This is a genomic window from Micromonospora sp. NPDC057141 (assembly GCF_042670805.1).
Lineage (GTDB): Bacteria > Actinomycetota > Actinomycetes > Mycobacteriales > Micromonosporaceae > Micromonospora.
In genome coordinates this window covers 1-22,681 of record NZ_JBHUVA010000072.1, presented here as the reverse complement: position 1 = coordinate 22,681, position 22,681 = coordinate 1, and the positions used below count along the sequence as shown (strand labels likewise).

The 22,681-nt window shown below is 73.9% G+C and carries 24 protein-coding genes; 11 read left to right on the top strand and 13 right to left on the bottom strand.

The window, feature by feature from the left end; genetic code table 11:
- The first annotated feature begins 5 nt into the window (after nt 1–5).
- Complete coding sequence (locus tag ACFT41_RS26320) at nt 6–1,412, top strand: KamA family radical SAM protein (RefSeq protein ID WP_377589695.1); 1,407 nt, start codon at nt 6–8, stop codon at nt 1,410–1,412.
- Between the two features lie 532 nt (nt 1,413–1,944).
- Here the strand turns inward: ACFT41_RS26320 and ACFT41_RS26315 are convergent.
- The 7 genes from ACFT41_RS26315 to ACFT41_RS26285 form a co-directional block, all read right to left on the bottom strand.
- Nucleotides 1,945–2,139, bottom strand: coding sequence for a CsbD family protein (locus ACFT41_RS26315; protein WP_377590140.1), 195 nt, complete (start codon nt 2,137–2,139; stop codon nt 1,945–1,947).
- A 165-nt stretch (nt 2,140–2,304) separates the two neighbouring features.
- On the bottom strand, nt 2,305–2,661 hold the full coding sequence (locus tag ACFT41_RS26310) for a nuclear transport factor 2 family protein (RefSeq protein WP_377590142.1): 357 nt from the start codon (nt 2,659–2,661) through the stop codon (nt 2,305–2,307).
- A 25-nt stretch (nt 2,662–2,686) separates the two neighbouring features.
- Nucleotides 2,687–3,121 carry an SRPBCC domain-containing protein gene (locus ACFT41_RS26305; protein ID WP_377590144.1) on the bottom strand — a complete coding sequence of 145 codons (435 nt, stop codon included), beginning with the start codon at nt 3,119–3,121 and terminating at the stop codon, nt 2,687–2,689.
- Nucleotides 3,118–3,462: an ArsR/SmtB family transcription factor gene (locus ACFT41_RS26300; RefSeq protein WP_377590146.1), complete on the bottom strand. Its 345-nt coding sequence runs from the start codon at nt 3,460–3,462 to the stop codon at nt 3,118–3,120. Before ACFT41_RS26300 ends, ACFT41_RS26305 begins: the two co-directional genes overlap by 4 nt.
- A gap of 95 nt (nt 3,463–3,557) precedes the next feature.
- The gene (locus tag ACFT41_RS26295; protein ID WP_377614016.1) at nt 3,558–4,322 is read right to left on the bottom strand and encodes an ABC transporter permease; all 765 of its coding nucleotides are present in this window, start codon (nt 4,320–4,322) and stop codon (nt 3,558–3,560) included.
- Entirely contained in the window at nt 4,319–5,038 is a 720-nt protein-coding gene (locus ACFT41_RS26290) for an ABC transporter ATP-binding protein (protein ID WP_377590150.1), read from the bottom strand. The genes ACFT41_RS26295 and ACFT41_RS26290 overlap by 4 nt, the downstream gene beginning before the upstream one ends.
- Nucleotides 5,031–5,600 (bottom strand): TetR/AcrR family transcriptional regulator, encoded by a 570-nt coding sequence (locus ACFT41_RS26285; protein WP_377590151.1) that lies wholly within the window; start codon nt 5,598–5,600, stop codon nt 5,031–5,033. The genes ACFT41_RS26290 and ACFT41_RS26285 overlap by 8 nt, the downstream gene beginning before the upstream one ends.
- A gap of 152 nt (nt 5,601–5,752) precedes the next feature.
- Here ACFT41_RS26285 and ACFT41_RS26280 point away from each other — a divergent pair, with 152 nt between their 5' ends.
- Nucleotides 5,753–6,364 carry a histidine phosphatase family protein gene (locus ACFT41_RS26280; protein ID WP_377590153.1) on the top strand — a complete coding sequence of 204 codons (612 nt, stop codon included), beginning with the start codon at nt 5,753–5,755 and terminating at the stop codon, nt 6,362–6,364.
- Here ACFT41_RS26280 and ACFT41_RS26275 read toward each other — a convergent pair.
- Both ACFT41_RS26275 and ACFT41_RS26270 read right to left on the bottom strand, forming a co-directional pair.
- Nucleotides 6,294–6,800 (bottom strand): Lrp/AsnC family transcriptional regulator, encoded by a 507-nt coding sequence (locus ACFT41_RS26275; RefSeq protein WP_377590155.1) that lies wholly within the window; start codon nt 6,798–6,800, stop codon nt 6,294–6,296. The two genes, ACFT41_RS26280 and ACFT41_RS26275, sit on opposite strands and share 71 nt — an antisense overlap.
- A gap of 76 nt (nt 6,801–6,876) precedes the next feature.
- Complete coding sequence (locus ACFT41_RS26270) at nt 6,877–8,022, bottom strand: acyl-CoA dehydrogenase family protein (protein ID WP_377590157.1); 1,146 nt, start codon at nt 8,020–8,022, stop codon at nt 6,877–6,879.
- Nucleotides 8,023–8,266: 244 nt separating this feature from the next.
- Between ACFT41_RS26270 and ACFT41_RS26265 the strand changes: the two genes are divergently transcribed.
- From ACFT41_RS26265 to ACFT41_RS26255, 3 genes are all read left to right on the top strand, one after another.
- Nucleotides 8,267–9,016 (top strand): Clp protease N-terminal domain-containing protein, encoded by a 750-nt coding sequence (locus tag ACFT41_RS26265; protein ID WP_377614015.1) that lies wholly within the window; start codon nt 8,267–8,269, stop codon nt 9,014–9,016.
- Between the two features lie 147 nt (nt 9,017–9,163).
- The gene (locus ACFT41_RS26260; protein ID WP_377589559.1) at nt 9,164–9,391 is read left to right on the top strand and encodes a hypothetical protein; all 228 of its coding nucleotides are present in this window, start codon (nt 9,164–9,166) and stop codon (nt 9,389–9,391) included.
- A 49-nt stretch (nt 9,392–9,440) separates the two neighbouring features.
- On the top strand, nt 9,441–10,361 hold the full coding sequence (locus tag ACFT41_RS26255; RefSeq protein ID WP_377589560.1) for a 5'-3' exonuclease H3TH domain-containing protein: 921 nt from the start codon (nt 9,441–9,443) through the stop codon (nt 10,359–10,361).
- 41 nt (nt 10,362–10,402) lie between these two features.
- On the opposite strand, the gene ACFT41_RS26250 is transcribed toward ACFT41_RS26255, so the two are convergent.
- On the bottom strand, nt 10,403–11,296 hold the full coding sequence (locus ACFT41_RS26250; protein ID WP_377589561.1) for an MHYT domain-containing protein: 894 nt from the start codon (nt 11,294–11,296) through the stop codon (nt 10,403–10,405).
- Nucleotides 11,297–11,461: 165 nt separating this feature from the next.
- The gene (locus ACFT41_RS26245; RefSeq protein WP_377589562.1) at nt 11,462–14,260 is read right to left on the bottom strand and encodes a DEAD/DEAH box helicase; all 2,799 of its coding nucleotides are present in this window, start codon (nt 14,258–14,260) and stop codon (nt 11,462–11,464) included.
- A gap of 179 nt (nt 14,261–14,439) precedes the next feature.
- Here ACFT41_RS26245 and ACFT41_RS26240 point away from each other — a divergent pair, with 179 nt between their 5' ends.
- The 5 genes from ACFT41_RS26240 to ACFT41_RS26220 all read left to right on the top strand — a co-directional run bounded on the left by ACFT41_RS26240 (nt 14,440) and on the right by ACFT41_RS26220 (nt 19,604).
- Nucleotides 14,440–15,114, top strand: coding sequence for an HAD family hydrolase (locus ACFT41_RS26240; RefSeq protein ID WP_377589570.1), 675 nt, complete (start codon nt 14,440–14,442; stop codon nt 15,112–15,114).
- A gap of 230 nt (nt 15,115–15,344) precedes the next feature.
- Nucleotides 15,345–16,049 carry a tryptophan 2,3-dioxygenase family protein gene (locus ACFT41_RS26235; protein ID WP_377589563.1) on the top strand — a complete coding sequence of 235 codons (705 nt, stop codon included), beginning with the start codon at nt 15,345–15,347 and terminating at the stop codon, nt 16,047–16,049.
- Nucleotides 16,050–16,111: 62 nt separating this feature from the next.
- Entirely contained in the window at nt 16,112–17,401 is a 1,290-nt protein-coding gene (locus ACFT41_RS26230; protein ID WP_377589564.1) for a tryptophan 2,3-dioxygenase family protein, read from the top strand.
- Nucleotides 17,398–18,576 (top strand): aminotransferase class V-fold PLP-dependent enzyme, encoded by a 1,179-nt coding sequence (locus ACFT41_RS26225; RefSeq protein ID WP_377589565.1) that lies wholly within the window; start codon nt 17,398–17,400, stop codon nt 18,574–18,576. The genes ACFT41_RS26230 and ACFT41_RS26225 overlap by 4 nt, the downstream gene beginning before the upstream one ends.
- Entirely contained in the window at nt 18,573–19,604 is a 1,032-nt protein-coding gene (locus ACFT41_RS26220) for a methyltransferase (RefSeq protein WP_377589566.1), read from the top strand. The genes ACFT41_RS26225 and ACFT41_RS26220 overlap by 4 nt, the downstream gene beginning before the upstream one ends.
- Before the next feature lie 47 nt (nt 19,605–19,651).
- Here ACFT41_RS26220 and ACFT41_RS26215 read toward each other — a convergent pair whose 3' ends face one another.
- Nucleotides 19,652–20,668, bottom strand: a complete 1,017-nt coding sequence (locus tag ACFT41_RS26215) for a methyltransferase (protein WP_377589567.1) — start codon at nt 20,666–20,668, stop codon at nt 19,652–19,654.
- A gap of 174 nt (nt 20,669–20,842) precedes the next feature.
- Here ACFT41_RS26215 and ACFT41_RS26210 point away from each other — a divergent pair, with 174 nt between their 5' ends.
- Nucleotides 20,843–21,637 carry a zf-HC2 domain-containing protein gene (locus ACFT41_RS26210; protein WP_377589568.1) on the top strand — a complete coding sequence of 265 codons (795 nt, stop codon included), beginning with the start codon at nt 20,843–20,845 and terminating at the stop codon, nt 21,635–21,637.
- Nucleotides 21,638–21,683: 46 nt separating this feature from the next.
- On the opposite strand, the gene ACFT41_RS26205 is transcribed toward ACFT41_RS26210, so the two are convergent.
- Nucleotides 21,684–22,280 (bottom strand): sigma-70 family RNA polymerase sigma factor, encoded by a 597-nt coding sequence (locus ACFT41_RS26205; protein WP_377589569.1) that lies wholly within the window; start codon nt 22,278–22,280, stop codon nt 21,684–21,686.
- Nucleotides 22,281–22,681 lie beyond the last annotated feature (401 nt).

The following is a 22,681-nucleotide window of genomic DNA, read 5'->3' as shown; positions in this document are numbered from 1 at the left end:
GGGCCGTGACCCAGACCCAACCGGTTGAGACCATCCCTCAACCCCGTCACGCCCCGGTCGCCGCACCGACCGCCGGGCAGCCCTACGAATACCGCCGCAGCCCCCTGGTCGAACCCGACTGGACCCGCTTCCCCGGCTGGCGCCACGTCACCCGCGACCAGTGGGAGAGCGCCCAGTGGCAGCGCGTCAACTGCGTCAAGAACATCAAGCAGCTGCACGCCGTCCTCGGCGACACCGTCGACGAGTCCTTCTACGCCGACCTGGAGGCCGACCAGCTGGCCCTGGCCACCATGTCCATGCTCGTGCCACCCCAGATGATCAACACCATGGTGCCGCACGCGCCGATGACCACCGACGCGCTCCTCGCCGACCCGATCCGCCGCTACATGATCCCCGTCGCCTCCGACCGACGCACCGACTGGCCCTCCCACCCGTACGCCAGCCGCGACTCCCTCCACGAGCACGACATGTGGGTCGCCGAGGGCCTCACCCACCGCTACCCGACCAAGGTCCTCGCCGAACTGCTCTCCACCTGCCCCCAGTACTGCGGGCACTGCACCCGGATGGACCTCGTCGGCAACTCCACCCCCGCCGTCGACAAGCTCAAGCTCACCCTCAAGCCCGTCGACCGCTACGACGCCCACATCTCCTACCTGAAGGCCCACCCCGGCGTGCGCGACGTGGTCGTCTCCGGCGGGGACGTGGCCAACGTGCCGTGGCGCAACCTCGAGTCGTACCTGATGCGGCTGCTGGAGATCGAGACCATCCGCGACGTCCGCCTCGCCACCAAGGCCCTCATGGGCCTGCCCCAGCACTGGCTGCAGCCCGACGTCGTCGAGGGCCTGGAGCGGGTCGCCCGCACCGCCGCCCGCCGCGGCGTCAACCTCGCCATCCACACCCACGTCAACCACGCCCAGTCGATCACCCCGCTGGTCGCCAGGGCCGCCCAGACCGCCCTCGACGTCGGCGTCCGCGACGTACGCAACCAGGGGGTGCTGATGCGCGGCGTCAACGCCACCGCCCCCGACCTGCTCGACCTCTGCTTCGCCCTCCAGGGCGAAGCAGGGATCCTGCCCTACTACTTCTACATGTGCGACATGATCCCCAACGCCGAGCACTGGCGGGTCCCCGTCTGGCACGCCCAGCAGCTCCAGCACGACATTATGGGCTACCTGCCCGGCTACGCCACCCCACGGATCGTCTGCGACGTGCCGTTCGTCGGCAAGCGCTGGGTGCACATGCTCACCGACTACGACCGCGAGCGCGGCATCTCCTACTGGACGAAGAACTACCGCACCTCCATCGAGTCGGCCGACCTGGAGGCGCTCCACAAGCGCTACGCCTACTACGACCCGATCGACACCCTGCCCGCCACCGGCCAGCAGTGGTGGCACGACCACCGCGACGACTGAACGACCTTCGCGCGACCCATGGGCCCCGGCGCATGCGCCGGGGCCCATGCTTGCTGCTGGGTGCGGCCTGCCATATTCCCTAGGGCGTCCTAGGATGCTGGAGTTGAGGATCGGATTCCCCTCGGCGCCGCCACATCCCTGCACCACCAACCCCAACCCGCGCCGACGAAGATCGCCCCGGCGTTGCGTACCCGCAGCGCCGGCCCGGCATCCGCATCAACGGCCGCCGACCTGCCCGGGCCCCTCTGCCAGGCCCTCGTCGACTATCACGGCGTGTCCACCTCATCTCCGCCGGCCGCGCCAACCACGCCGGCACCAGCGGCGGCAGCGGCCCGATCCCCGCCGGCGACGGCAACCGGGTCGGCGTCAGCCGGTGGACCACCGGCACCGGCCTCGTCGTCGCCGACGCGATCCGGCTCACCCGGGTGTCGTAGCCCAACGGCGTCGACCACACGCTCCCCCAGCCGGTCAGGGACGGCACGGACGACGGCGGGCCCGGAGGGATTCCCTCCGGGCCCGCCGCGCGGTCAGGTCACTTGGTGAACGCATCCCGCGCGTCCCGGCCGGCGTCCTTGACGTGCTCGCCCGCCTGACGGGCCCGTGCGTCGCTCTGCTCGGTGGCGCCCTCGGCCCGCATGCGCTCGTTGTCGGTCATGTCGCCGACGTGCTCCTTGGCAGCGCCGGCCAGCTCCTGGGCCTTGTTCTTCGCCTTGTCGGTGAAGCTCATGTCGACTCCCTCTGCTCCGGCGTTCCGGGGCCGTACGGCCCCTGACCATAGGCATGCCCGGGCCGTGGGCGGCGGAAACCTTGTGGTGGCGCTCCGGCACACCCCCACTAACGCATCCTAGGCTGCTAGGGTGATACGGGTGGCTAGTGCACCCTCTGCCCCGGCTCACGGCAGAGGGACGACATAGGAATCGACTCGGGCGATCAACCCGCCGCGGAACGTGAACAGATCGTTGAAGGCAAAGCGGAACGGCCCGTGGTCGACCATGACACCCCGGCCCTCGCCCGTGGCGACAACGACCGGCCCGTCCTCGTGGACCCGCTGGACGTCGAGGTCCGGGCTGCCCGTGAAGGCCGGGTTCTCGATCTCACCGTCGAACTCGGCCTTGCCGCGGGTGGTGCGGTGCCCGTGGATGACCCATTCGACGTCATCGGTGAGGGTGGCAAGGATCCGAGGGTGGTCGCTCGTGCGGAATCCGGCGAAGTACTCCTCGACGAGCCGGCGCTGCGTGGCCTGTTCCATTGTGCTCCCCGTCCTCGTGTGGTCGTCAGTGCCGCAGGTGCGCGGCGAGCGCGGCGAGGATCGACGCGAGCCCGTCGGCCGCCTGGGTGGTCCGGAGTGCCGGGGGAAGCCGACGCTGGTGGACCGTGAGGTGCGTGCCGTCGCCGGCGGCGCGGATGGTCACGGTCGTGCGAAGCCCGGTGACGGGCTCGTCGAACACGAGCTCGTGCGGGGCGACGACGCTCACGTACACGAAGCGGAGCCGCCGGGTGGCACCGCCGGGTGCGCGGGTGTCCAGCGCGAACTCTCCGCCCGGTCTCAGGTCGACGGTCACGGACTCCGGGGCGACGCTGGCGTGGGAACCGCCCCAGAAGGCCGCGATGCTCGTCGGCGACGTGAACGCGGCCCAGACCCGGGCGGGTTCCACCGGAAGGTGGCGTCGGGCGATCAACTCGTCGCCGTCGAGCTCAGCGCGGGTCAAGAGGCCTCCTCCTCGGTGAGGTGCTGCTCGAGGGCGTCGAGCCGGTCGCGCCAGGCCCGGCGCTGGTCGTCGATCCACGTGCCCAGCAGGGAAAGCTGGTCGACCCGCAGCCGACAGGGCCGCCTGGTGCCCTCGCGGCGCTGCTCGACCAGGCCGCACCGCCGCAGAACGCCGATGTGGTGGGAGATCGCCTGCTGGGTCAGGTCGAATGGCGCGGCGAGCTCCCCGACGGTGGCGTCGCTGCGGGCGAGACGGGCCACGAGGGCACGACGGACCGGGTCGCCGAGAGCGGCGAAGGCGGCGTCGACGCCCGGAACTGGAACCTGGAGTGAGGCGGGCATGGCCTCACTGTAACACAAACGAACGCTTGATCAAACGTTCGCTTGTGAACAGGTGGCCGCCCGTGCCGGGCCCGCTCTCCTCTGCCGCATCGGGGTCAGCGGTCGAGTTGAAGGCGATGCCAGGTCCAGAGGACCAGGAGGCCGAACGTCAGCGGAACAAGCGGCACGATCGCCAGCTGGGTGGCCGAGACGGAGCCGGGGGAGATCGCCCAGAGGGCCGGCGCCACGAAGGGAAACCAACCGCCCGTACCTGCCACCACCAGGATCTGGGCGGCCACGAGGATGGCGACGGCTGTCGCGATGCCGGGCAGCAGGCCGCGCCCGATGGTGGCCGCCCAGCCGGCGGGGACGGCCAGCAGCGCGGTCAGCACGGTCAGCGACCACAGTCTCAGCAGCCCGGCCGGTGCGGTGCCCGCCAGAGGTCCCGCTCCGGTGGCGAAGCCGATCCCTGCGATCATCAGCACAAGGAGGGTGGCGACCCCGACGGTCCACAGCAGGTAGACGATCAGTTTGGCCAGGGCGATCGTGGGCCGGCTCACCGGGAGCGCGAACAGTCCGGTCACGGTGCCGTCTGCGAACTCGCGACCGAACAACCAACTGAGCACCACCCCGAAGGCGAGCAGTCCACCGGCGGCCGTGATCTGACTGGCCGTGGCGAGCAGGCTGACCCAGCCGCCCTGGGTGGCGGACGGGCCGAGCTTGGCCATCAGTTGCTCGTTGCCGGCGGCGGCCAGGGTGGTTGCGCCGGCGAGGACGGCAATGCCCACGAGCAGCAGGATGCTCGTGCCCGCCACCACTCGTGCGGACGTGACCTTGCGTGCTTCGACCGCCAGCGCGGCGCGCAGGATCGTGATGTTCATGCCGCTGCCCGTTCGTCGTCGAAGTGCACGAGGGCGAAGAACTCGCGCTCGATGTCGACACCGTGCGGGTCGAGGGTGCCGATGGTGCGGCCTGCGTTCATGACGGTGATGCGGTCGGCGACGCGGGCGACCTCGTCGAGGTGGTGGCTGGAGACGAGCACGCCGGCACCGGCCGACACGCGCCGAACGAGCGCCTCGCGGAGCGAGATGACGCCTGCCGGGTCGAGTGCGTTCGTCGGCTCGTCGAGCACGATGATGTCCGGATCGTGCTGGAGCGCGGCCGCGAGACCGAGGCGTTGGCGGTTTCCCAACGACATTCGCCGGGCCCGGATGGTGGCGTACGGGTGCAGGTTGAGCTCGGTCAGCACGCGTTCCACCATTGGCGCCGCCGCCGATGCGGGTACGCCGTGCAGGCGGGCGGCCAGCATCAGGTTGGCCCGGCCGGTGAGTTCGCCATACGCGAGCGGCACTTCGACGAGGTGCCCGAGCCGTGACCACGGTGCCGAGCCGAGGGGGCATCCGTCGAGGCGCACCGTTCCCGAGTCCGGCCGCAGCATGCCGAGCAGAAGGCGCATGAGGGTGGACTTGCCCGCGCCGTTGAGTCCGACGAGAGCGTGGATCTCGCCCGCGTCGACGTCGAGGTCGACCCCGCGGACGCCGGCTCCGCCGTCGAATGTGCGGGTCAGGCCGCGAAGCCGGATGCGTGCCTCAGCCATGCCGTGCCTCCAACGTGTCCAGCGCGGTGGCGATCACGTCGCCGAGTCGCGCGTCGTCGTGTTGCGACCATGCGAGCAGCGCGGCGGTGATGGCCGCGAATACCGCGACGGCGGCCACCCGGGCCGGCACGGCGGCGGCGCCGTCGGCGACGAGCTGCTGCGCGACGAGCCGCTCGGTGCCCTCGTTGTTGCGGATGGCGGCGGCGCGCAGCGCCGGAGAGCCGGCCACGATCCGGACCCGTCGGCGGACGATCTCGCTCGCCGGCTCGGGCAGCATCCGCCACGCCTGCCGCACACCGTTCACCACTCTCAGCAAAGGTGGCAGTGAGCACGGTTGTTCGGCGATGGCAGCGACGATGACCGGGTCGTAGGGGTCGTCGAGAACAAGTAGTTCCTTCGCGGGGAAGTGCCGGTAGAGGGTCATCTCGGTGACCCTCGCCGCAGCCGCGACCTGCGCGACGGTCGTCTGCTCGAAGCCCTGCTGCTCGAACAGCCGCAGCGCACACCGCAGCAGCTGCGCGCGGGTCCGTTCCCGCTTGCCGGGTACCTGCTCACCATCCACGAACAAAATGTTAGCACCTAACATTTAGCGGCGAGATCGTGCGGCCGGCACTACGGCGGCGCCGCGCTCGACAGCCCGGTGGGCCGCCGAGCGGGGCCGCACCTGCGGGGTCTCCCGCATCGGTCGGCGGGCGCGACTGGTTGACTGGGCGGATGGCAGAGATCGTCCTCGTGCGCCACGGCGAGACCGAATGGAGCGCCAGCCGCCGGCACACCTCGTACACCGACCTGGAGCTCACCGCCGACGGCGAACGGGAGGCCCGCGCGCTCGCCGCGCTCCTGGCCGGCCGCCGGTTCGCCCGGGTGCTGGCCAGCCCGCGCCGCCGGGCGCTGCGCACCGCCGAACTGGCCGGGCTCGCCGTCGCGGCGGTCGACGAGGACCTGGCCGAGTGGAACTACGGCCGGTACGAGGGCATCACGACCGCCGACATCCACACCGAGCGCCCGCGATGGAACATCTGGACCGACGGCTGCCCCGACGGGGAGTCCCCCGCCGAGGTGGGCGCGCGGCTCGACCGGGTGCTGGCCCGCGCCGCCGCCGACCTCGCCGACGGCGACGTCGCCCTGGTCGGCCACGCACACAGCCTGCGGGTGCTGGGCGCCCGGTGGATCGGCCTGCCGCCGTCGGCCGGCGGGCTGCTGCGGCTGGACACCGCCACGGTCAGCGTGCTCGGCCACGAACACGGCCGGCCGGTCATCCTGCGGTGGAACCAGCCGCCTCCCCCGCCGCCCGGGACCGCGCCCGGGCCGACAACTCGCCGCTGATCTTCGGCGGCCGGCTCTCGTACGGGGTGGACAGGACCACGGTGGTGCGGGTGGTGACGTTCGCGGCCGTGCGGATCTCCTGGAGCAGCCGCTCCAGGTCCGCCGGGGAGGCCACCCGCACCAGCAGCAGGTAGAAGTCCTCTCCCGCCACCGAGTAGCAGGAGTCGATCTCGGGCAGGTGGGCCAGCCGCTCCGGGGCGTCGTCGGGCTGCGACGGGTCGAACGGCCGGATCGCCACGAACGCGCTCAGCGGCAGGTCCAGCGCCTCGAAGGAGACCCGGGCGGCGTACCCCCGGATCACCCCACGCTGCTCCAGCCGGCGGACCCGCTGGTGCACGGCGGACACCGACAGGCCCACCTTCTCCGCCAGATCCGTGTACGACAGCCGCCCGTCGGCGGTCAGCGCCGCGACGATGGCCCGGTCGATCTCCTCCACGGCGTGCAACCTACCGGTAAAAGCACTCCCACGCGACGACGCCCACGACCGCCGTCACGCAGGGCCGATCACCCGCTCACGCTCCCCTGGCCAGAGCACGGGAGATCACCAGGCGCTGGATCTGGTTGGTGCCCTCGACGATCTGGAGCACCTTCGCCTCCCGCAGGTAACGCTCGACGGGATGGTCGGCGACGTAGCCGGCCCCGCCGAGCACCTGCACCGCGTCGATGGTCACCCGCATCGCCACGTCCGTGGCGAACAGCTTCGCCTTCGCGGCCTCGATCGAGTACGGCCGCCCGGCGTCGCGCAGCCGCGCGGCGGCCAGCATGAGCGCGCGGGCGGCGGAGATCTGGGTGGCGTGGTCGGCGAGGTTGAACCCGAGGCCCTGGAAGTCGACGATCGCCCGGCCGAACTGCCGACGCTCACGGGCGTAGCCGACCGCGTGGTCGAGGGCGGCCTGGGCCAGGCCGACGGCGCAGGCGGCGATGCCGAGGCGGCCGGAGTCCAGGGCCGACATGGCGATGGTGAAGCCGGCGCCTTCCCCACCGACGAGGCGGTCGGCCGGCACGCGGGCGTCGTCGAAGGCGATCTGCGCCACCGGGGAGGCGTGCAGCCCCATGGTCCGCTCGGCGGCCTGCGGGACGATGCCGGGGGTGTCGCGGTCGGCGAGCAGGCAGGAGATGCCCTTCGGGCCGGGCCCGCCGGTGCGGCAGAAGATGTTGTAGAAGTCGGCGACCCGGGCGTGGGTGATCCACGCCTTGGTGCCGGTCACGACGTACGCCTCGCCGTCGCGCACGGCCCTCGTGGTCAGCGCTGCCGCGTCCGAGCCGCCCTGTGGCTCCGACAGGCAGTACGCGCCGAGCAGGTCGCCGCCGAGCAGGTCGGGCAGCAGCGTGCGCTGGGCGTCCGTGCCGAACTGCGCCAGGGGGTAGCAGGACAGGGTGTGCACGCTGACCGCCTCGGCGACGGCGAGCCAGCGGCTGGCGAGGACCTCCAGCACCTGCAGGTACACCTCGTACGGCTGGGCGGCCCCGCCGTACTCCTCGGCGTAGGGCAGGCCGAGCAGGCCGGCGCGGCCGAGGGTGCGCAGCACCTCCCGGGGGAACTCGGCGCGGGACTCGTTCCCGGCGGCACGGGGGGCGAGTTCCCGATCTGCGAGCTCGGTGGCGAGATCGAGCAGGTCGTGTGCCTCGTCGGTGGGCAGGATCCGGTCGACGGTCATAGGGCGCTGAGCTCCGTGGGGTGGTGTTGAGCCGGGTCACGCCGTCCGTCGTGCAGACGACGTCGGGTTCCGGTGGCCGGGTTGCGCCGTCGGTTCCCACCCTGCGAGCTTAACGGTCGTTTGGCCTCCTTCGGGAGGCGGCAGCGGCGGGGCCGACCGGACGCCGGGGCACCCCTAGCGGGAGTAACCCCATGCGGGGTATATATAGGGCACGCTCCGTCCATAACCCCACTGGGAGACGGTCATGCCGAAGATCAACGTGTACCTGCCCGACGAGCTGGCCGAGGCGGTCCGGGACAGCGGCGTCCCGGTGTCGGTCATCTGCCAACGCGCCCTGGAACAGGCGGTGCGCCAGGTCACCGCCGTCCGGCAGACCGCGCAGAGCGGGCTGGACGCCGACAGACTGGCCGAGCAGCTGCCCCGGTTCACCGCGCGCGCCCACAGCGTGGTCAAACTGGCGATCAGCCGGGCCCACGGCGGGACCCCGGCGCCCGTGGGCACCGGCGACCTGCTGGCCGGGCTGCTCGCCGAGGGCGGGAACCTGGCGCTGGAGGTGCTCCGGGCGATGGAGATCGAACCCGCCCAGGTCCAGCGGGAACTGAACCGGCACCCGGCCACCGAACCGGGCGGCGCGAGCGCCGACGCCTCGGTCGGCTTCAGCGACCCCGCCGCCGGGGCGCTGGAGCTGACCATGACCGAGGCGATCGCGCTGGGCCACAACTACGTGGGCTGCGAACACCTGCTGCTGGGCCTGGCCGGCGAGCCCGACGGCGTCGCCGGCCGGGTGCTGCGAGCGGTGGGCGTCGAACCCCGGTCCGCGCGCCGGGCCGTGACCGCCGCCCTGGCCGGCTACCTGCACCTGCGCGCCCAGACGGCCACCGGCACCGGCGACCCGACGCAGGCGCTCGCGGCGGCGCTGCACCAGCAGCTCCAGCCGCTCGTCGCCCGCGTGGAGCGGCTGGAGCAGCACCTCGGCCCCACCGCGCAGGGGTGATGGCAGGCGCACGGGCGCGGACCGCCCGGCCCCGCCGGACCGACCGCGGGCGTCGTTGCCCGGCGAACCCGCCCGGACCGGGCGGCGGCGTCGATAGCCTGGAGCGGCGCCGGCACCGGCGCGACGGACGGGAAGGCGGCGGCGCGGATGGTGGGCGGCGGGCGGGAACGGGGGGCCCGGCGGCGGCGCGGGCTGCTGTGGGCCGGCATCCTCGCCGTCGCCGGGCTGGTGCTGCTGGCAGTGGGCCTCACCGTCGCCGACGGGGCGGTCGCGTGGCTGGAGGCGACCGTCGCCCTCGTCCTGCTGGTGGCGAGCTACGCCGTGCAGCGCCTCGCCCGCCGGGAAACCCTCTACCGGCACGACGGGCCGCGCTGAGCGCCGCGCCGCACCCGGATCGTCGGACGGGTGTGCCAGGCTGTCCGGCGTGGCACACCGACCCCCGATCCTGCTGATCGACGCTCCCAGCCTCTACTTCCGGGCCTACTTCGGCGTCCCCGAGTCCGCCGCGCGGGCCACCGACGGCAGCCCCGTCAACGCGGTGCGCGGCTTCCTCGACATGCTCGCCACGCTGGTGCGCACCCGCCGCCCCGACCGGATGGTCTGCGCCCTGGACCACGACTGGCGGCCGGACTGGCGGGTGGCGCTGCTGCCGTCGTACAAGGCGCACCGGGTGGCCGCGGCGGGGGGCGAGGAGGTGCCCGACACCCTCAGCCCGCAGGTGCCGGTGATCCTGGACGTGCTGGCCGCGATCGGCATCACCGCGATCGGCGCCGCCGGATACGAGGCCGACGACGTGCTGGGCACGCTGTCGGTGACCCAGCCCGCGCCGGCGGAGGTGGTCTCCGGCGACCGGGACCTGTTCCAGCTCGTCGATGACGCGCGCGGGGTGCGGCTGCTCTACGTCGGGCGTGGCGTGGCGAAGCTGGAGGACTGCGACGACGCGGCGGTGCGCGCCCGCTACGGGGTGCCCGCCGACCGGTACGCCGACTTCGCGGCCCTGCGCGGCGACCCGAGCGACGGGCTGCCCGGGGTGCCGGGCGTCGGCGAGAAGACCGCGGCCCGGCTGGTCGACCGGTACGGCGGTGTCGCCGGCATCCTCGCCGCGCTCGACGACCCCGGCTCCGGGTTCGCCCCCGGCCTGCGGGCCCGGCTGGACGCCGCCCGCGACTACCTGGCCGTCGCGCCGACGGTGGTGCGGGTGGCGCTGGACGTGCCGCTGCCGGCGCTGCCCACGGCGCTGCCGCAGGCCCCGGCAGACCCGGACCGGCTGCTGGAGCTGGCCGAGCGGTGGAACCTGGCCGGCTCCTGCCGCCGCCTCGTCGACACCCTCGCCACCCGCGGCTGACCGCGCCGACCCCGGCCCGGCGCGGTTCGGTCCGGTCCGGGTCAGCGCGGCGGGCGCGGGTCAGCGCGGCGCGACGGGAACGTGCTGCCGGGGCGGGCCAGGGTGCCGCGTGCGCGCAGCCCGACCGGGTCCGGGGCCGGCTGCGGGCCCACCGCCGCCCCGGCCGGGTCGGCCCGGCGCGCGTCGAGGTAGGCCGCGCCGGCCCGGTCCTCCTCGGTGGGTGCCGCGAGCAGGGCGTAGACCAGCCCGACCACCACGAAGATCACCGCGAGGACGATGGGCACCAGCAGGGTGCTGAAGCCGGCGCCGGTGACCTCGCCGCGCTGCTCGTGCAGGTGCACCGACAGGGCACTCATACCGGTGAAGTGCATGCCGTTGACGGCGACGCCCATCACCAGCGCGGACGCGGCGACGGCCAGGGCCCGGCGCACGGTGACGGCCAGCCACAGCGCCACGGTCGCCGCGACCACGGCGATCGCCACCGACAGGGCGACCCGGGCACCGTCGTAGCCGAGGGAACCGCCGAGCCGCATCGCCGCCATCCCGGTGTAGTGCATGGCGGCGACCCCGGCCCCCGTGAACACGCCACCGACGCCGATGCGGAACGCGGAGGCCCGGCCGGTGCCGACGATGGCCAGGCCGATGCCCACCGCGACCACGGCGATGAGCGCACTGCCCACGGTGATCGGCACGTCGTACCGGATCCGGGTGCCCTCGACGGCGAAGCCGAGCATCGCCATGAAGTGCATGCTCCAGATCGCGGTGCCGCCGATCGCCCAGGCGGCGAGGATGCCCCACCACACGCGCTGCCCGGTGGTGTCGGCGGCCCGGATCCGGCCCGCGCAGACCAGACCGAGGAACGAGCCGAGCACCGACAGCGCGTAACTGAGCGCCGGCGTGATCCAGCCGTACTCAAAGTGATTGATTTCCGCCACGGCGGCTGTCCCCCCACCCGGTTACCGACGCGTCAACGACGCGCCGGAGACATGATCGGGGACGCGCTGAGCTGCCGCAACAGCACCCCCCGGCCACTTCGGGGGGTGCTGTTGCGGTGACAGTCCGATGCGCGGGACCCGCGCCGAGATGACGCAGGGTGATCGTCAGGCGGTGGCGTGGTAGGCGAGGACGCCCCGGTTGACGGCGGCGATGGCCTGCCGGGCCGTGGCACGCAGCTCGGTGGACGCGCCGCCGGAGTCGGCGAGCTGGCCGAGCAGGTCGACGACCTGCCGGGCCCAGCGGACGAAGTCGCCGGCCGGCATCTCGCCGTCGAACTGGTGCCCGCTGGCCAGCACCTTCGCCAGGGCCTCGCCCCGGGCCCAGCGGTAGATCGGCCAGGCGAAGCCGAGGTCGGGCTCGCGGGTGACGGCGAGACCACGGGCGGCCTCGTCGGCCTCGATGCCGCTCCACAGGTTGAGCGTCTCGTCCACCGCGTCCGCGACGGGGCCGCGTGGCAGCGACGCCCGCTCGTCGACGTCCCGGCGGGCCTCGAACACCACCACCGACACGGCGGCGGCCAGCTCCGCCGGGGAGAGCCCGTCCCAGACACCCCGGCGCAGGCATTCGGCGACCAGCAGGTCGGCCTCGGTCCAGATCCGGCCGAGCATCCGCCCGGCGTCGGTCACGGCACCGTCGGCCGACAGGTAGCCGCGCGCGGTGAGCAGCGCGACGATCCGATCGAACGTGCGGGCCAGGGAGCCGGTGCGGCCGGCGACCCGCTGGCGCAACTCCTCGGTGTCGCGCTCGAGGCGGCGGCGGCGCTCGGCCCAGCGGGCGTGTTCCTCCCGGTCGGGGCAGGCGTGGCAGGGATGCCGGCGCAGCTCGGTGCGGAGCTGGCTGAGCGCGTGGTCCTCGCCCGTGCCCTGCCGGGACCGGCCGCCGCGCCGGCCGCCGTGCCGGTCCAGGCCGGTGCCGCTGACCTCGGCGGCGAGGTCGCGGCGGGCCGCCGGGGAACGGTGGTTGAAGTGCTTGGGCACCCGGATGCGGGCGAGCACCTCGGCCGGGGTGGTGAAGTCGCCGGGGCTGACCCGCCCGGCCCACCGGTCCTGGGTGAGCACGAGCGGGCGGGGCTCGCCGAAACCGCCGGTGGCCGGGTCGAGCACCACCGCGAGGCCGGCCCGCCGCCCGGACGGCACCCGGATCACGTCGCCGACGCGCAGCCGCTCCAGCGACGCCACCGCGGCGGCCTTGCGCTGGTGCTGGCCCTGCCGGGCGATGGCGCGCTCCCGGTCGGCGATGGCGACCCGCAGGGCGAAGTACTCGTCGAAGTCGCCGTGGTGGCAGGCGGCCTCCGCGCCGTACGCGTCGATGGTCTCGGTGTTGCGCTGCACCTGCCGGGCCAGGCCGACCACCGACCGGTCCGCCTGGAACTGCGCGAACGAGGACTCCAGCAGCGCCCGGGCCGGCTCCGCGCCGACCGAGCCGACCAGGTTGACGGCCATGTTGTACGACGGGCGGAAGCTCGACCGCAGCGGATAGGTGCGGGTGGAGGCCAGGCCCGCCACGTGCCGCGGGTCGGTCTCCGGCGACCAGACCACGACGGCGTGCCCCTCGACGTCGATGCCCCGGCGGCCGGCGCGGCCGGTGAGCTGCGTGTATTCCCCGGGGGTGAGGTCGACGTGGGCCTCGCCGTTGAACTTCACGAGGCGTTCGAGCACGACGCAGCGGGCCGGCATGTTGATGCCCAGGGCCAGGGTCTCGGTGGCGAAGACCGCCTTGACCAGGCCGCGGACGAACAACTCCTCGACGACCTCCTTGAACACCGGCAGCATGCCGGCGTGGTGGGCGGCCAGGCCGCGCTCGAGGCCGTCGAGCCACTCCCAGTAGCCGAGCACCGTCAGGTCCTCACCCGGGATGGCGGTGACCCGGGACTCGACCACCCGGCGGATCTCGGTGCGCTCCTCCGGGGAGGTGAGCCGCAGGCCGGCGGCGAGGCACTGCTGCACGGCGGCGGCGCAGCCGGCGCGGCTGAAGATGAACAGGATCGCCGGGAGCAGCCCTTCCCGGTCGAGCCGGTCCACGATGTCCGGGCGCAGCGGGCCCCGCCAGCGCGGCCCGCGCCGGCCGCCGCCCGGCCCGGCGCTGCGCCCCTCCCCCAGCTCCAGGCGGCGCATCGTCTCCCGGGTGTAGCGCAGCAGCTCCGGGTGCACGTCGTGTTTGCGGGCGGCGTCGGCGTCGTGGAACAGGTCGAACATCCGCTTGCCGACGAGCATGTGCTGCCACAGCGGCACCGGGCGGTGCTCGCTGACCACCACGGCGGTCTCGCCGCGCACGGTGACCAGCCAGTCGGCGAACTCCTCGGCGTTGGAGACCGTCGCGGACAGCGAGACCAGGGTCACCGAGGCGGGCAGGTGGATGATCACCTCTTCCCAGACCCCGCCACGGAACCGGTCGGCGAGGTAGTGCACCTCGTCCATGACCACGTAGGCCAGGCCCTCGAGGGTGGCCGAAGCGGCGTAGAGCATGTTGCGCAGCACCTCGGTGGTCATCACGACCACCGGGGCGTCGCCGTTGATCGCGTTGTCTCCGGTGAGCAGGCCGACGTGCTCGACGCCGTAGCGGTCCACCAGGTCGTGGTATTTCTGGTTGGACAGCGCCTTGATCGGGGTCGTGTAGAAGCACTTGCGCCGGGCGGGCGGCGGGCCGTCGCCGTCGGCCGCCGGCCGCGCGGGGGCACCGCGCAGGGCCAGATGTACGGCGAACTCGCCGACCACGGTCTTTCCGGCGCCGGTGGGGGCGCAGACCAGCACGCCACTGCCGCGTTCCAGGGCCTGGCACGCCTCCCGCTGGAAGTCGTCGAGATCGAACCCCAGGTCCAGGGTGAACTCGTCCAGCGCCGGGAACTGTGAGGCCTGCGCGGCCCGGCGGCGCGCCGCGGCGTACCGCTCGGCGGGGCTCGACATGCCCCCAAGATTAGTGCGTGCCTCCGACGACCACCGGCCAAGGCCGTCCGACAGGAGGGTCGGGGGCGGTCGGTAGGGTGCACGGCGTGCCGGATCATGCCGAACCGACCCAGTCGACCCCACCGAGCGCCGACGCCGCCGCGGACACCCGGGCGTCCCGTCGGCCCGTCGAGGCGGTCCTGTTCGACTTCCACGGCACCCTCGCCCAGGTGGAGGAGCCCCACGACTGGGTGCTCGCCGCCGCGCGGGCGTGCGGGGTGAGCCTGGAGCGGGTGCGGGCCACGGCGCTGGCCGACCGGCTGCTCACCGCCGGCCGGGCCGGTGGTCCGCTGCCGGCGCGGGTGCCGCCGGCGCTGGCCGAGCTGTGGTCCGAACGGGACCTCTACCCGCACGCCCACCGGGGCGCGTACACGGGGCTGGCGGCGACCGTGGACGCCGGGATCGACGGGCTCGCCGACGCGCTCTACGAACGGGTGCTGCGGCCCGACGGGTGGGTGCCGTACCCGGACACCGCGCCGACCCTGGCGGCGCTTCGGGCGGCGGGCGTGAAGGTGGCGGTGGTGAGCAACATCGGCTTCGACATCCGGCCGTTCTTCGCCGCGTGGGGCCTCGACGCTCTGGTGGACGCGTACGCCCTGTCGTACGAGGTGGGGCGCTGCAAGCCGGACCCGGCGATCTTCTGGCGGGCCTGCGGGATGCTCGGGGTGGACGCGGAGCGGGCGCTGATGGTGGGCGACACCGCCGCGGACGCCGGCGCGGTGCGGGCCGGCTGCACGGTGCTGGTCCTGCCGGAGGCCGAGCCGGGCCGGCCCAACGGGCTGGGTGCCGTGCTCGACCTGGCCCTGCGCGGCTGACTCCGCTTTCCGCTTCGGTCCGGCGGGAATCGCCTCCTATTCGGCGGCATGCCGACCAGTCACCTCCCCTTCGATAAATCAGCCGAGAAGGATGCATTTACCCCTGACGACGGGCGACCAAGGACGGGGGGCGTGACATATTGCTCGACGTCGTTGGATAATGTCCGCCGCGATGAGCCGTCGCGGGTCGCATCCAGGTGCCCCGACGCCCAACCGAAGGGGACAATTCCGTGAAGCGGGACCACTCACCCGTGCTGCCGGGCGACGGCGACACCGACTACGCGCGCTACATGCGCGTCGACGAGCTGCTCGACCTGCAACAACGCCCGGAGCAGATGATCCACCGCGACGAGCTGCTCTTCCAGGTGGTCCACCAGTCCGCTGAACTGTGGCTCAAGCTCGCGGCGTCCGAGCTGAGCGAGGCCGCCGCCCGGCTCGACGCCGGCGAGCCGGGCGCGGCCGAACTGCTGCTGACCCGGGCGGCGCTCGGCGTACGGCTGGTCACCGACCAACTGGAGATGTTCCGCCACCTGTCTCCCGCCGACTTCCAGGCGATGCAGCCGGCGCTCGGCAACGGCTCCGGCGCCGAATCGCCTGGTTGGCGGCAGGTGCAAGCCGCCAGCCGGCGGCTCGGCCGGGCCTTCGCCGACCATCTCGCCGCCACCGGCGTCGACGTGTCCGCGCTGCCGGCCACCGATGCCGCCGACCCGCTGCACCGGCTGGCCGAGGCCATGGTGGAGTGGGACGAGCGGGTCGCGTCCTGGCGGGTGCGGCACTACCAGGTGGCCCTGCGCATCGGCGGCCACGGCCCGGCCGGCACCCCCGGCAGCCCGGCGACGATGCTCGCCCGGCTGATCGACCACCGGTTCTTCCCCGAGCTGTGGCAGCTGCGAACGGGTGCCGCCGGCGTCGCGCCGGCCACCCGACGGGCCTGACCGGCCGTCGCCGGAATCGTCGGTTCCTCACCGTCCGTATTTAACACGACCGTAATGTTGAGGTGCCGTTCGTGCGTGAACTGACGACTTGGCGATCCGGCGTATCCGACCCCGGTGACTTTCCCTACTCGACGGTCCTCGGTGAGTTCCAGCGAGTCGGTAAACACTTCGTCGAAAAGGAACTGCTCGCCCTTCTCGACGAGATACGGGCACGCGTCGCCGCGTCGCCGGGGAGCGCCGCCCCCGCGACCCGGTTGCTGCGCGACTTCCTCGACGTCGCGCTGGACAAATGGGACGGCCGGTACGACTACCGCAGCTACCTGGCGCTGCCCCTGCTCCGGCTGCCCTGCGCAGCCGGCGACCCCGTGACCGACCCGGCGGCCGACCCGGCGGGCACGCGCCGCGACTCCGACCGGCTCCTCCTTCGGCTGGTCGCCGACGCCCTGGCCTTCGAGCTGGCCGCCGCAGCCGGGGCCACCACCCTGCTCCCCGAACAGCGCCCCGGCCCGGAGACGGTGGCGAAACGCTGCCGGCTCGGCGTCCGGGCCGCGCTGCCCGCGCTGTCCCGGCTGGACCCGGCGCGGGCGGTCGACGACCGGGAGCCGGCCGCCGCGGCGGCGGCCCTGCACGCCCTCGTCGCCGCCGACCTCACCGGCGACGAGGAGCGGGAACTGCGGCTGAGCATGCTGCCGGTGTACGTGACGCACGACGAGTACCTGTTCGTCCGGGTGCTCCAGGCGTACGAGTGCGTCTTCGCCGGGCTCGCCGACGAACTGCGCGGCACCGTCGCCGCCCTCTCCGCCGGGCACCCGACGGCGGCGGCCGACCGGCTGGCGTACGCCCGCGACCGGCTCGCCACCGCCGGCCCGCTCTTCTCGCTGCTGGCCACCATGCAGCCGGAGTCCTTCCGGACCTTCCGCGAGTACACCGGGGGGGCCAGCGCCATCCAGTCCCGCTCCTACAAGCTGATGGAAGCGCTGTGTCGTACCCCCGACGGGTCGCGGCTGGACTCGGCGGCCTACCGCTCCGTGCCGGAGGTGCGCGAGTGGGTGCTCGCCGGGCACCCGACGGTCGACGCGGCCTACCGGACGGCGGTACGCGCCGGCCGGCTCGCCGGGGCCGACCGCGCCCGGGTCGAGGGGGAGATGCGCGCGTTCGCCGACGCGGTGCTCGGGTGGCGGCGCACCCACCACCGGCTGGCGACCCGGATGCTCGGCGCCCGCCCCGGCACCGGGTACACGGAGGGCACCCCCTACCTGGCCGCCGTCCGCTCCATCCCCGTCTTCACCGCCGTCGGCCACGACCCGTGCCCGGCGGCCCCACCGACGAACACTGGAGGCTGTCCCGAGTGAGCCCACCCGACCCGCCACCGGCCGACGACGAGGCGCGGTGCCTCGACGCGGGCACGCACGCCGCCCTGCGCGCCGAGTTCCCGCTGCTGCGGGCCTGCGTCTACCTGAACAACAACTCCACCGGTGCGGTCCCCGAGGGCGCGCAACGGGTGCTGACCGACTACGGGGAGACCCTGCGCGGCTGGCGCGACGACGTGTGGCAGGGCTGGCACGTCGGCCTCGACCGGTACGCCGACTCGGTGGCCGCGCTCATCGGCGCGCCGGCGGGCAGCGTGGTCACCGACGCGAACCTGAGCACCCTGCTGGCCCGCGTCGCCTCCTGTTTCGACTACCGCCCGCCGCGCGACCGGGTCGTCACCACCGACCTGGAGTTCCCGACGGTGCCGTTCGTCTGGAACGCGTTCGGCCGCTACGGCGCGCGCGCCGACGTGGTCGCCACCGGCGGCGTCCGGTTCGACCAGGACGCGATCGAGGCGCGCATCGACGAGCGGACGCTGCTGGTGTGCGTGCCGCACGCGAGCTTCGCCTCCGGCGACACCATCGACCTGCCCCGGCTGGTCGCCCGCGCCCACGACGCCGGCGCCCTGGTGATCGTCGACGCCTTCCAGACCGTCGGGGTGCTGCCCCTGGACGTGACCGCGCTGGGCGTGGACGTCGTCCTCGGCGGCGCGCACAAGTGGCTGTGCGGCGTCGGCACCGCCTTCCTCTACGTCCGGCCGGACCTGACGCCGCGGCTGGAGCCGGCGGCGACCGGCTGGCAGGCCGGGGACGCCGCGCTGACCTTCCGGCCGTCGACCGGCTGGGCGACCGGCGCGCGACGGTTCGCCGGCGGCACCCCGTTCCCGCTCACCTCGCTGGTCTCCCAGGTGGGCCTGGACCTGCTGGCCGGCGTCGGCGTGCCCGCGATCCGGCGGCACTCCCTGGCCTGCACCGGGCGGATCGTCGAGCGGGCCACCGCGGCCGGCATCGCCGTGGTCAGCCCGACCGAGCCGCACCGGCGCGGCGGCGTCGTCTGCCTCGACGTGCCCGACGGGGAGGCGGTCAAGCGGCGGCTCGCCGCGCGCGACGTGATCTGCAGCTGGCGGGGCTGGCTGCGGGTCGGCCCGCACGTCTACAACACCCTGGAGGAGATCGACGTGTTCATGGACGCGCTGGAAGAGGAGCTTCGCCGGTGAACGTCACCCTGTCGCCGCGGGCGCTGATGAGCCTGCTCGCCAACGGGCCGAAGGCGATGGACGTGCTGGAGACCGCGCTCACCCTGGGCCTGCTCGACGCCCTCGAGCCGGGGCCGGCCCGCCTCGGCGACCTCGCCGCGCGGTTCGGGGCCCGGCCGCTGCGGCTGTACAAGTTCCTGGACTGCCTGGAGAGCCTCGGCTGCGTCACCCGCGAAGAGCCCGACGACGACATCACCGCCGCCCGCTACCGGGCCGTGCCGGGGCTGCGCGACGCCGTGACGGCCGTCGTGGGGCCGGGCGCCGTCGAACGGGACCGGGACCGCTATCCGTGGCGGGTGCTGCACGGCCGGCTGGCCGAGAGCCTGCGCGGCGAGGTCGGCATGACCGACGAGGACTTCGCGTGGCCGCCGCGCACGGACGAGCAGACCGCGGCCTTCGAGCGGAGCATGGCCGTCGGCCTCGGCCCGGTGCTGGAGACGCTGCACCGGCACGCCGAGCTGCTGTGGGCGGGCCGGCACCGCCTGCTCGACGTCGGCGGCGGCGACGGCACCCTCGCCGCGCGCGTGCTCGACGACGCCCCGGTGCTGCGGGCCGACGTGTTCAACCTGCCGGCGGTGGCGCCCCTGGTGGCGGCCACCCGGCAGCGCTGCGGCCACCAGGACCGGCTGGGCTTCGTCGGCGGGGACTTCTTCGCCGAGCCGCTGCCGACCGGCTACGACGCGCTGGCCTTCGTCCGGGTGCTGCACGACTGGCCCAACGACGTCGCCCGCCGGCTGATCGAGGCGGCGTACCGGGCCCTCGAACCGGGCGGGCTGCTGCTCATCGGCGAGGAGTTCCGCACCCCGGACCGGCTGGCAATGCAGTTCTTCTGGAGTTACTTCCTGATCGGCGTCGACACGTGCGTCAGCCGGCTGCGGGAGGTCGAGTTCTACACGGGCCTGCTCAAGGAGGTCGGCTTCGAGCGGGTGGCGGTGCTGCCCGGCGGCTGGGAGCTGGTCACCGCGTACAAGCCGGAGACGGCGGGCTGACCGGGTCGGGCGGGCCCGCGGCGGGGCCCGCCCGACCGGGGTGCGCGTCAGGCCCGGCGGCCCACCACGGCGCCGTTGGCGCCCGGCGCGTCGAACGACAGCCTCTCGACGCCGACGAAGCCGGCGTCGGCGAGCCACGCCGCGTACTCGGCACCGGAGTAGTTCCTGCCGCCTTCGGTCTCGACCAGCATGTTCATGCCCATCAGGGCCGCCTCCGGCGGGCCGCTGCGGTCGTCGTCGAGCAGCAGCTCGCAGATGACGACCGCACCGCCGGGCGGCAGCGCGGCGTGACACTTGGCCAGCAGCGCCCGGTTGGTCGGCTCGTCCCAGTCGTGCAGGATCATGCTGAGCAGGACGATGTCGTGCCCGCCCGGCAGCGCCGAGTCGGCGAGGAAGTCACCGGCGACCGTGCCGATCCGGCCGGTCAGGCCCTCCGCCGCGATCCGCTCCTGTGCCCTCGCGCACACGTGGGGCAGGTCGAGGATCGTCGCCCGCAGCTGCGGCAGCCGCCGGCAGAACTCGATCGGGAACGCCCCGGCCCCGCCGCCGACGTCGAGCAGCCGGGCGTGCGCCCCGAAGTCGTACGTGTCGGCCAGCGCGCGGGCGGTGAAGCCGGAGGTGGAGAACATGGCGTCCCAGAACTGCGCCACCATCTCCGGGTCGGTGGTGTCGAACATCGATTTCTGCGCCTGCGGGTCCCAGGTCAGCGGCCGGTTGGTGCGCAGCGCGTCGCCGATGCGGTGCCAGGGCAGGTAGGTGCGCAGGTCGGAGTAGCGCACCTGCGCGCCGAAATAGTAGGGCCGCCCCTCGACCAGGAACTGCTCGGCGAGTTCGGTGTTGCGGTAGCCGTCGCCGACCCGCTCCAGCAGGCCGAGGGACGCGCTCGCGGCGAGCAGGAGGTCGGCGGGGCGCTCGTCGAGCCCGAACTCGGTGGCGGCCTCGGCGACGGTGATCGTCCGGCCGCCCGCGAGGCGGGTGAACAGCCCGAAATCGACGCCGACGGCGAGGGTCTTGAACCCCCAGACGCCGGCCACGAGGCGCATGAGAGGAGAGGGATTGATCATGAAAGCATGAGATCACAGGGCTCTCCCTGATCCACAGTAGACGTCCGGGAGGCGCCTCGGGAACGCGACGGAAGCCGCCCCCGCTCCCGTCATCAGATCCTCACGAAGGGTCAGGTGAGGTATCCCGCCGGATCGCGCGGGAACCACGCCGCGCCGCCGAGCGACTATCGGTACATGCGGTGCGAGCGGTGGCGGGAGATGCTGTCGGCCCAGTTGGACGGGGAGGAGACCCCGGCCGAACGGGTCGCGGCCGAGGGACACCTGGTCACGTGTGGTGACTGCCGGGCCTGGTTCGAGACGGCCGCGGCGGTGACCCGCCGGGCACGTACGCGGGTGGTGACGGCGGCGCCCGATCTGGCCGACGCGGTGCTCGCCGCCGTCGCCGCCGCGCCTCCGACGCGGTGGTGGTCGGCGGGGCGGTGGCGGGAGCGGCTGGTCGCCGGGCTGCGGGCCACGCTGGGCCTGGTGGGGGCGGTGCAGGTGGTGCTGGGGCTGGTCCAGGTCGGCCAAGGCACGACCGTCGCCCACGCGCACGCCAGCGGGCAGCACCTGTGGCACGAGTCGGCGGCGTGGAACGTCGCCGTCGGCGCCGGGTTCCTGTTCGTGGCGGTGCGGCGGTTCCCGCCGGCCGGCGTGCTGCCGATGCTCAGCGCCTTCGTCGCGACCCTGGTGCTGCTGTCGGTGAACGACCTGGTGACCGGCCAGGTGGCCGTGTCGCGGCTGGTCAGCCACGCGATCCTGGTGTTCGGCTGGGCGCTCACCGCGCTGCTGTCGCGGCCCGGGTTGCGGCCGGGCGGGCCCGCGCCCGGGCGGGGCCGGTCGTCGGGATCCCGCTGGCGAATCGAGCTGGACCAGCCCGAACCGTCGGCGCCTTCGCTGCGGCTGCTGCCGCCGCATCCGTACTCGGCCCGGGCCCACGCCCACCCCGCCACAGCGGCAGGCGGTCGGGACGACCGGTGGGCCGCCTGACCCGACGTCGGCGCCACCTCACCGATCCACGGGCGGGCGCGCGGGCTCAGCCGACCCGCGTCGACCGGGTCGGTCGGGTGTCGGCGTGCCACGCGGCGACAAGGTCCTCCCGCGCCCGCGCCACCCGGGAGCGAATCGTGCCGACGGGGCAGCCGCAGACCTGCGCCGCCTCGGCGTACGACAGGCCGGCAACCTGGGTGGCGACGAACGCCTCCCGTCGCTCCGGGGCCAGACCGGCGATCAGCTGACGCAGGACGACCCCGTCGTCCGCGCCGGACTCGGCCATTCCCGCGCCCTCCGCCGCCGCCTGCCAGTCCGGCAGCGCCGCCGTGCGCGGGCGGGCCATCGCCGTGCGGACGTGGTCGACGGCGACGCGGCGGGCGATGCTGAACACCCACGTGCGGGCCGAGGACCGGCCGGCGAAGCCGGGCAGGCTGCGCAGTGCGCGCAGGAACGTCTCCTGGGTCAGGTCGTCGGCCTCCCCCGGCCCGGCGAGGTGGGCCAGGAACCGCCACACCGGGCCTTGGAGGGCCCGCACGAACGCGGCAGCGGCCGGCTGGTCACCCGCGCCGGCCAGCCGCGCCCAGCGGGTCACCTGCTCGTCGTCGGCCCCGGCACCGGCGGCCCACCCGGGCCCGCTCACGGGCGGCCGTCCGCGCCGGGCCCGGTCGTCGGCCCCGACGGGCGGTACGGTCGGGCGCTCACCCGGACCGGTGCGGTCCGCGACGCTGTTCGGTTCACGTGACTTGTCTCCCGGCCCGGCTCCGGCGGTTGGCACCTCCCGCCGGGGCGGAAGGTCGATCTCGATACGCCGCCCGAGAGCGCCGCACCCCGGTTTGTCGGTGACGGGGGCGAAAAAGTTCCCGCCCGTTCCAAGCCGGCTGGCGCACTGACCGAGAGAGCGTTGTCAGGCAAGGGTGCCGGGCCGCCCCCCACCCGGGGCGGCCCCCGCGGGTGACGGGGGGGCGCCCTGTCGCCGGGCCACCCGCCCGCGCCGGGAGCTTATAAACAAAAACGAGCCCCCCAGACACACAACAAAAACGG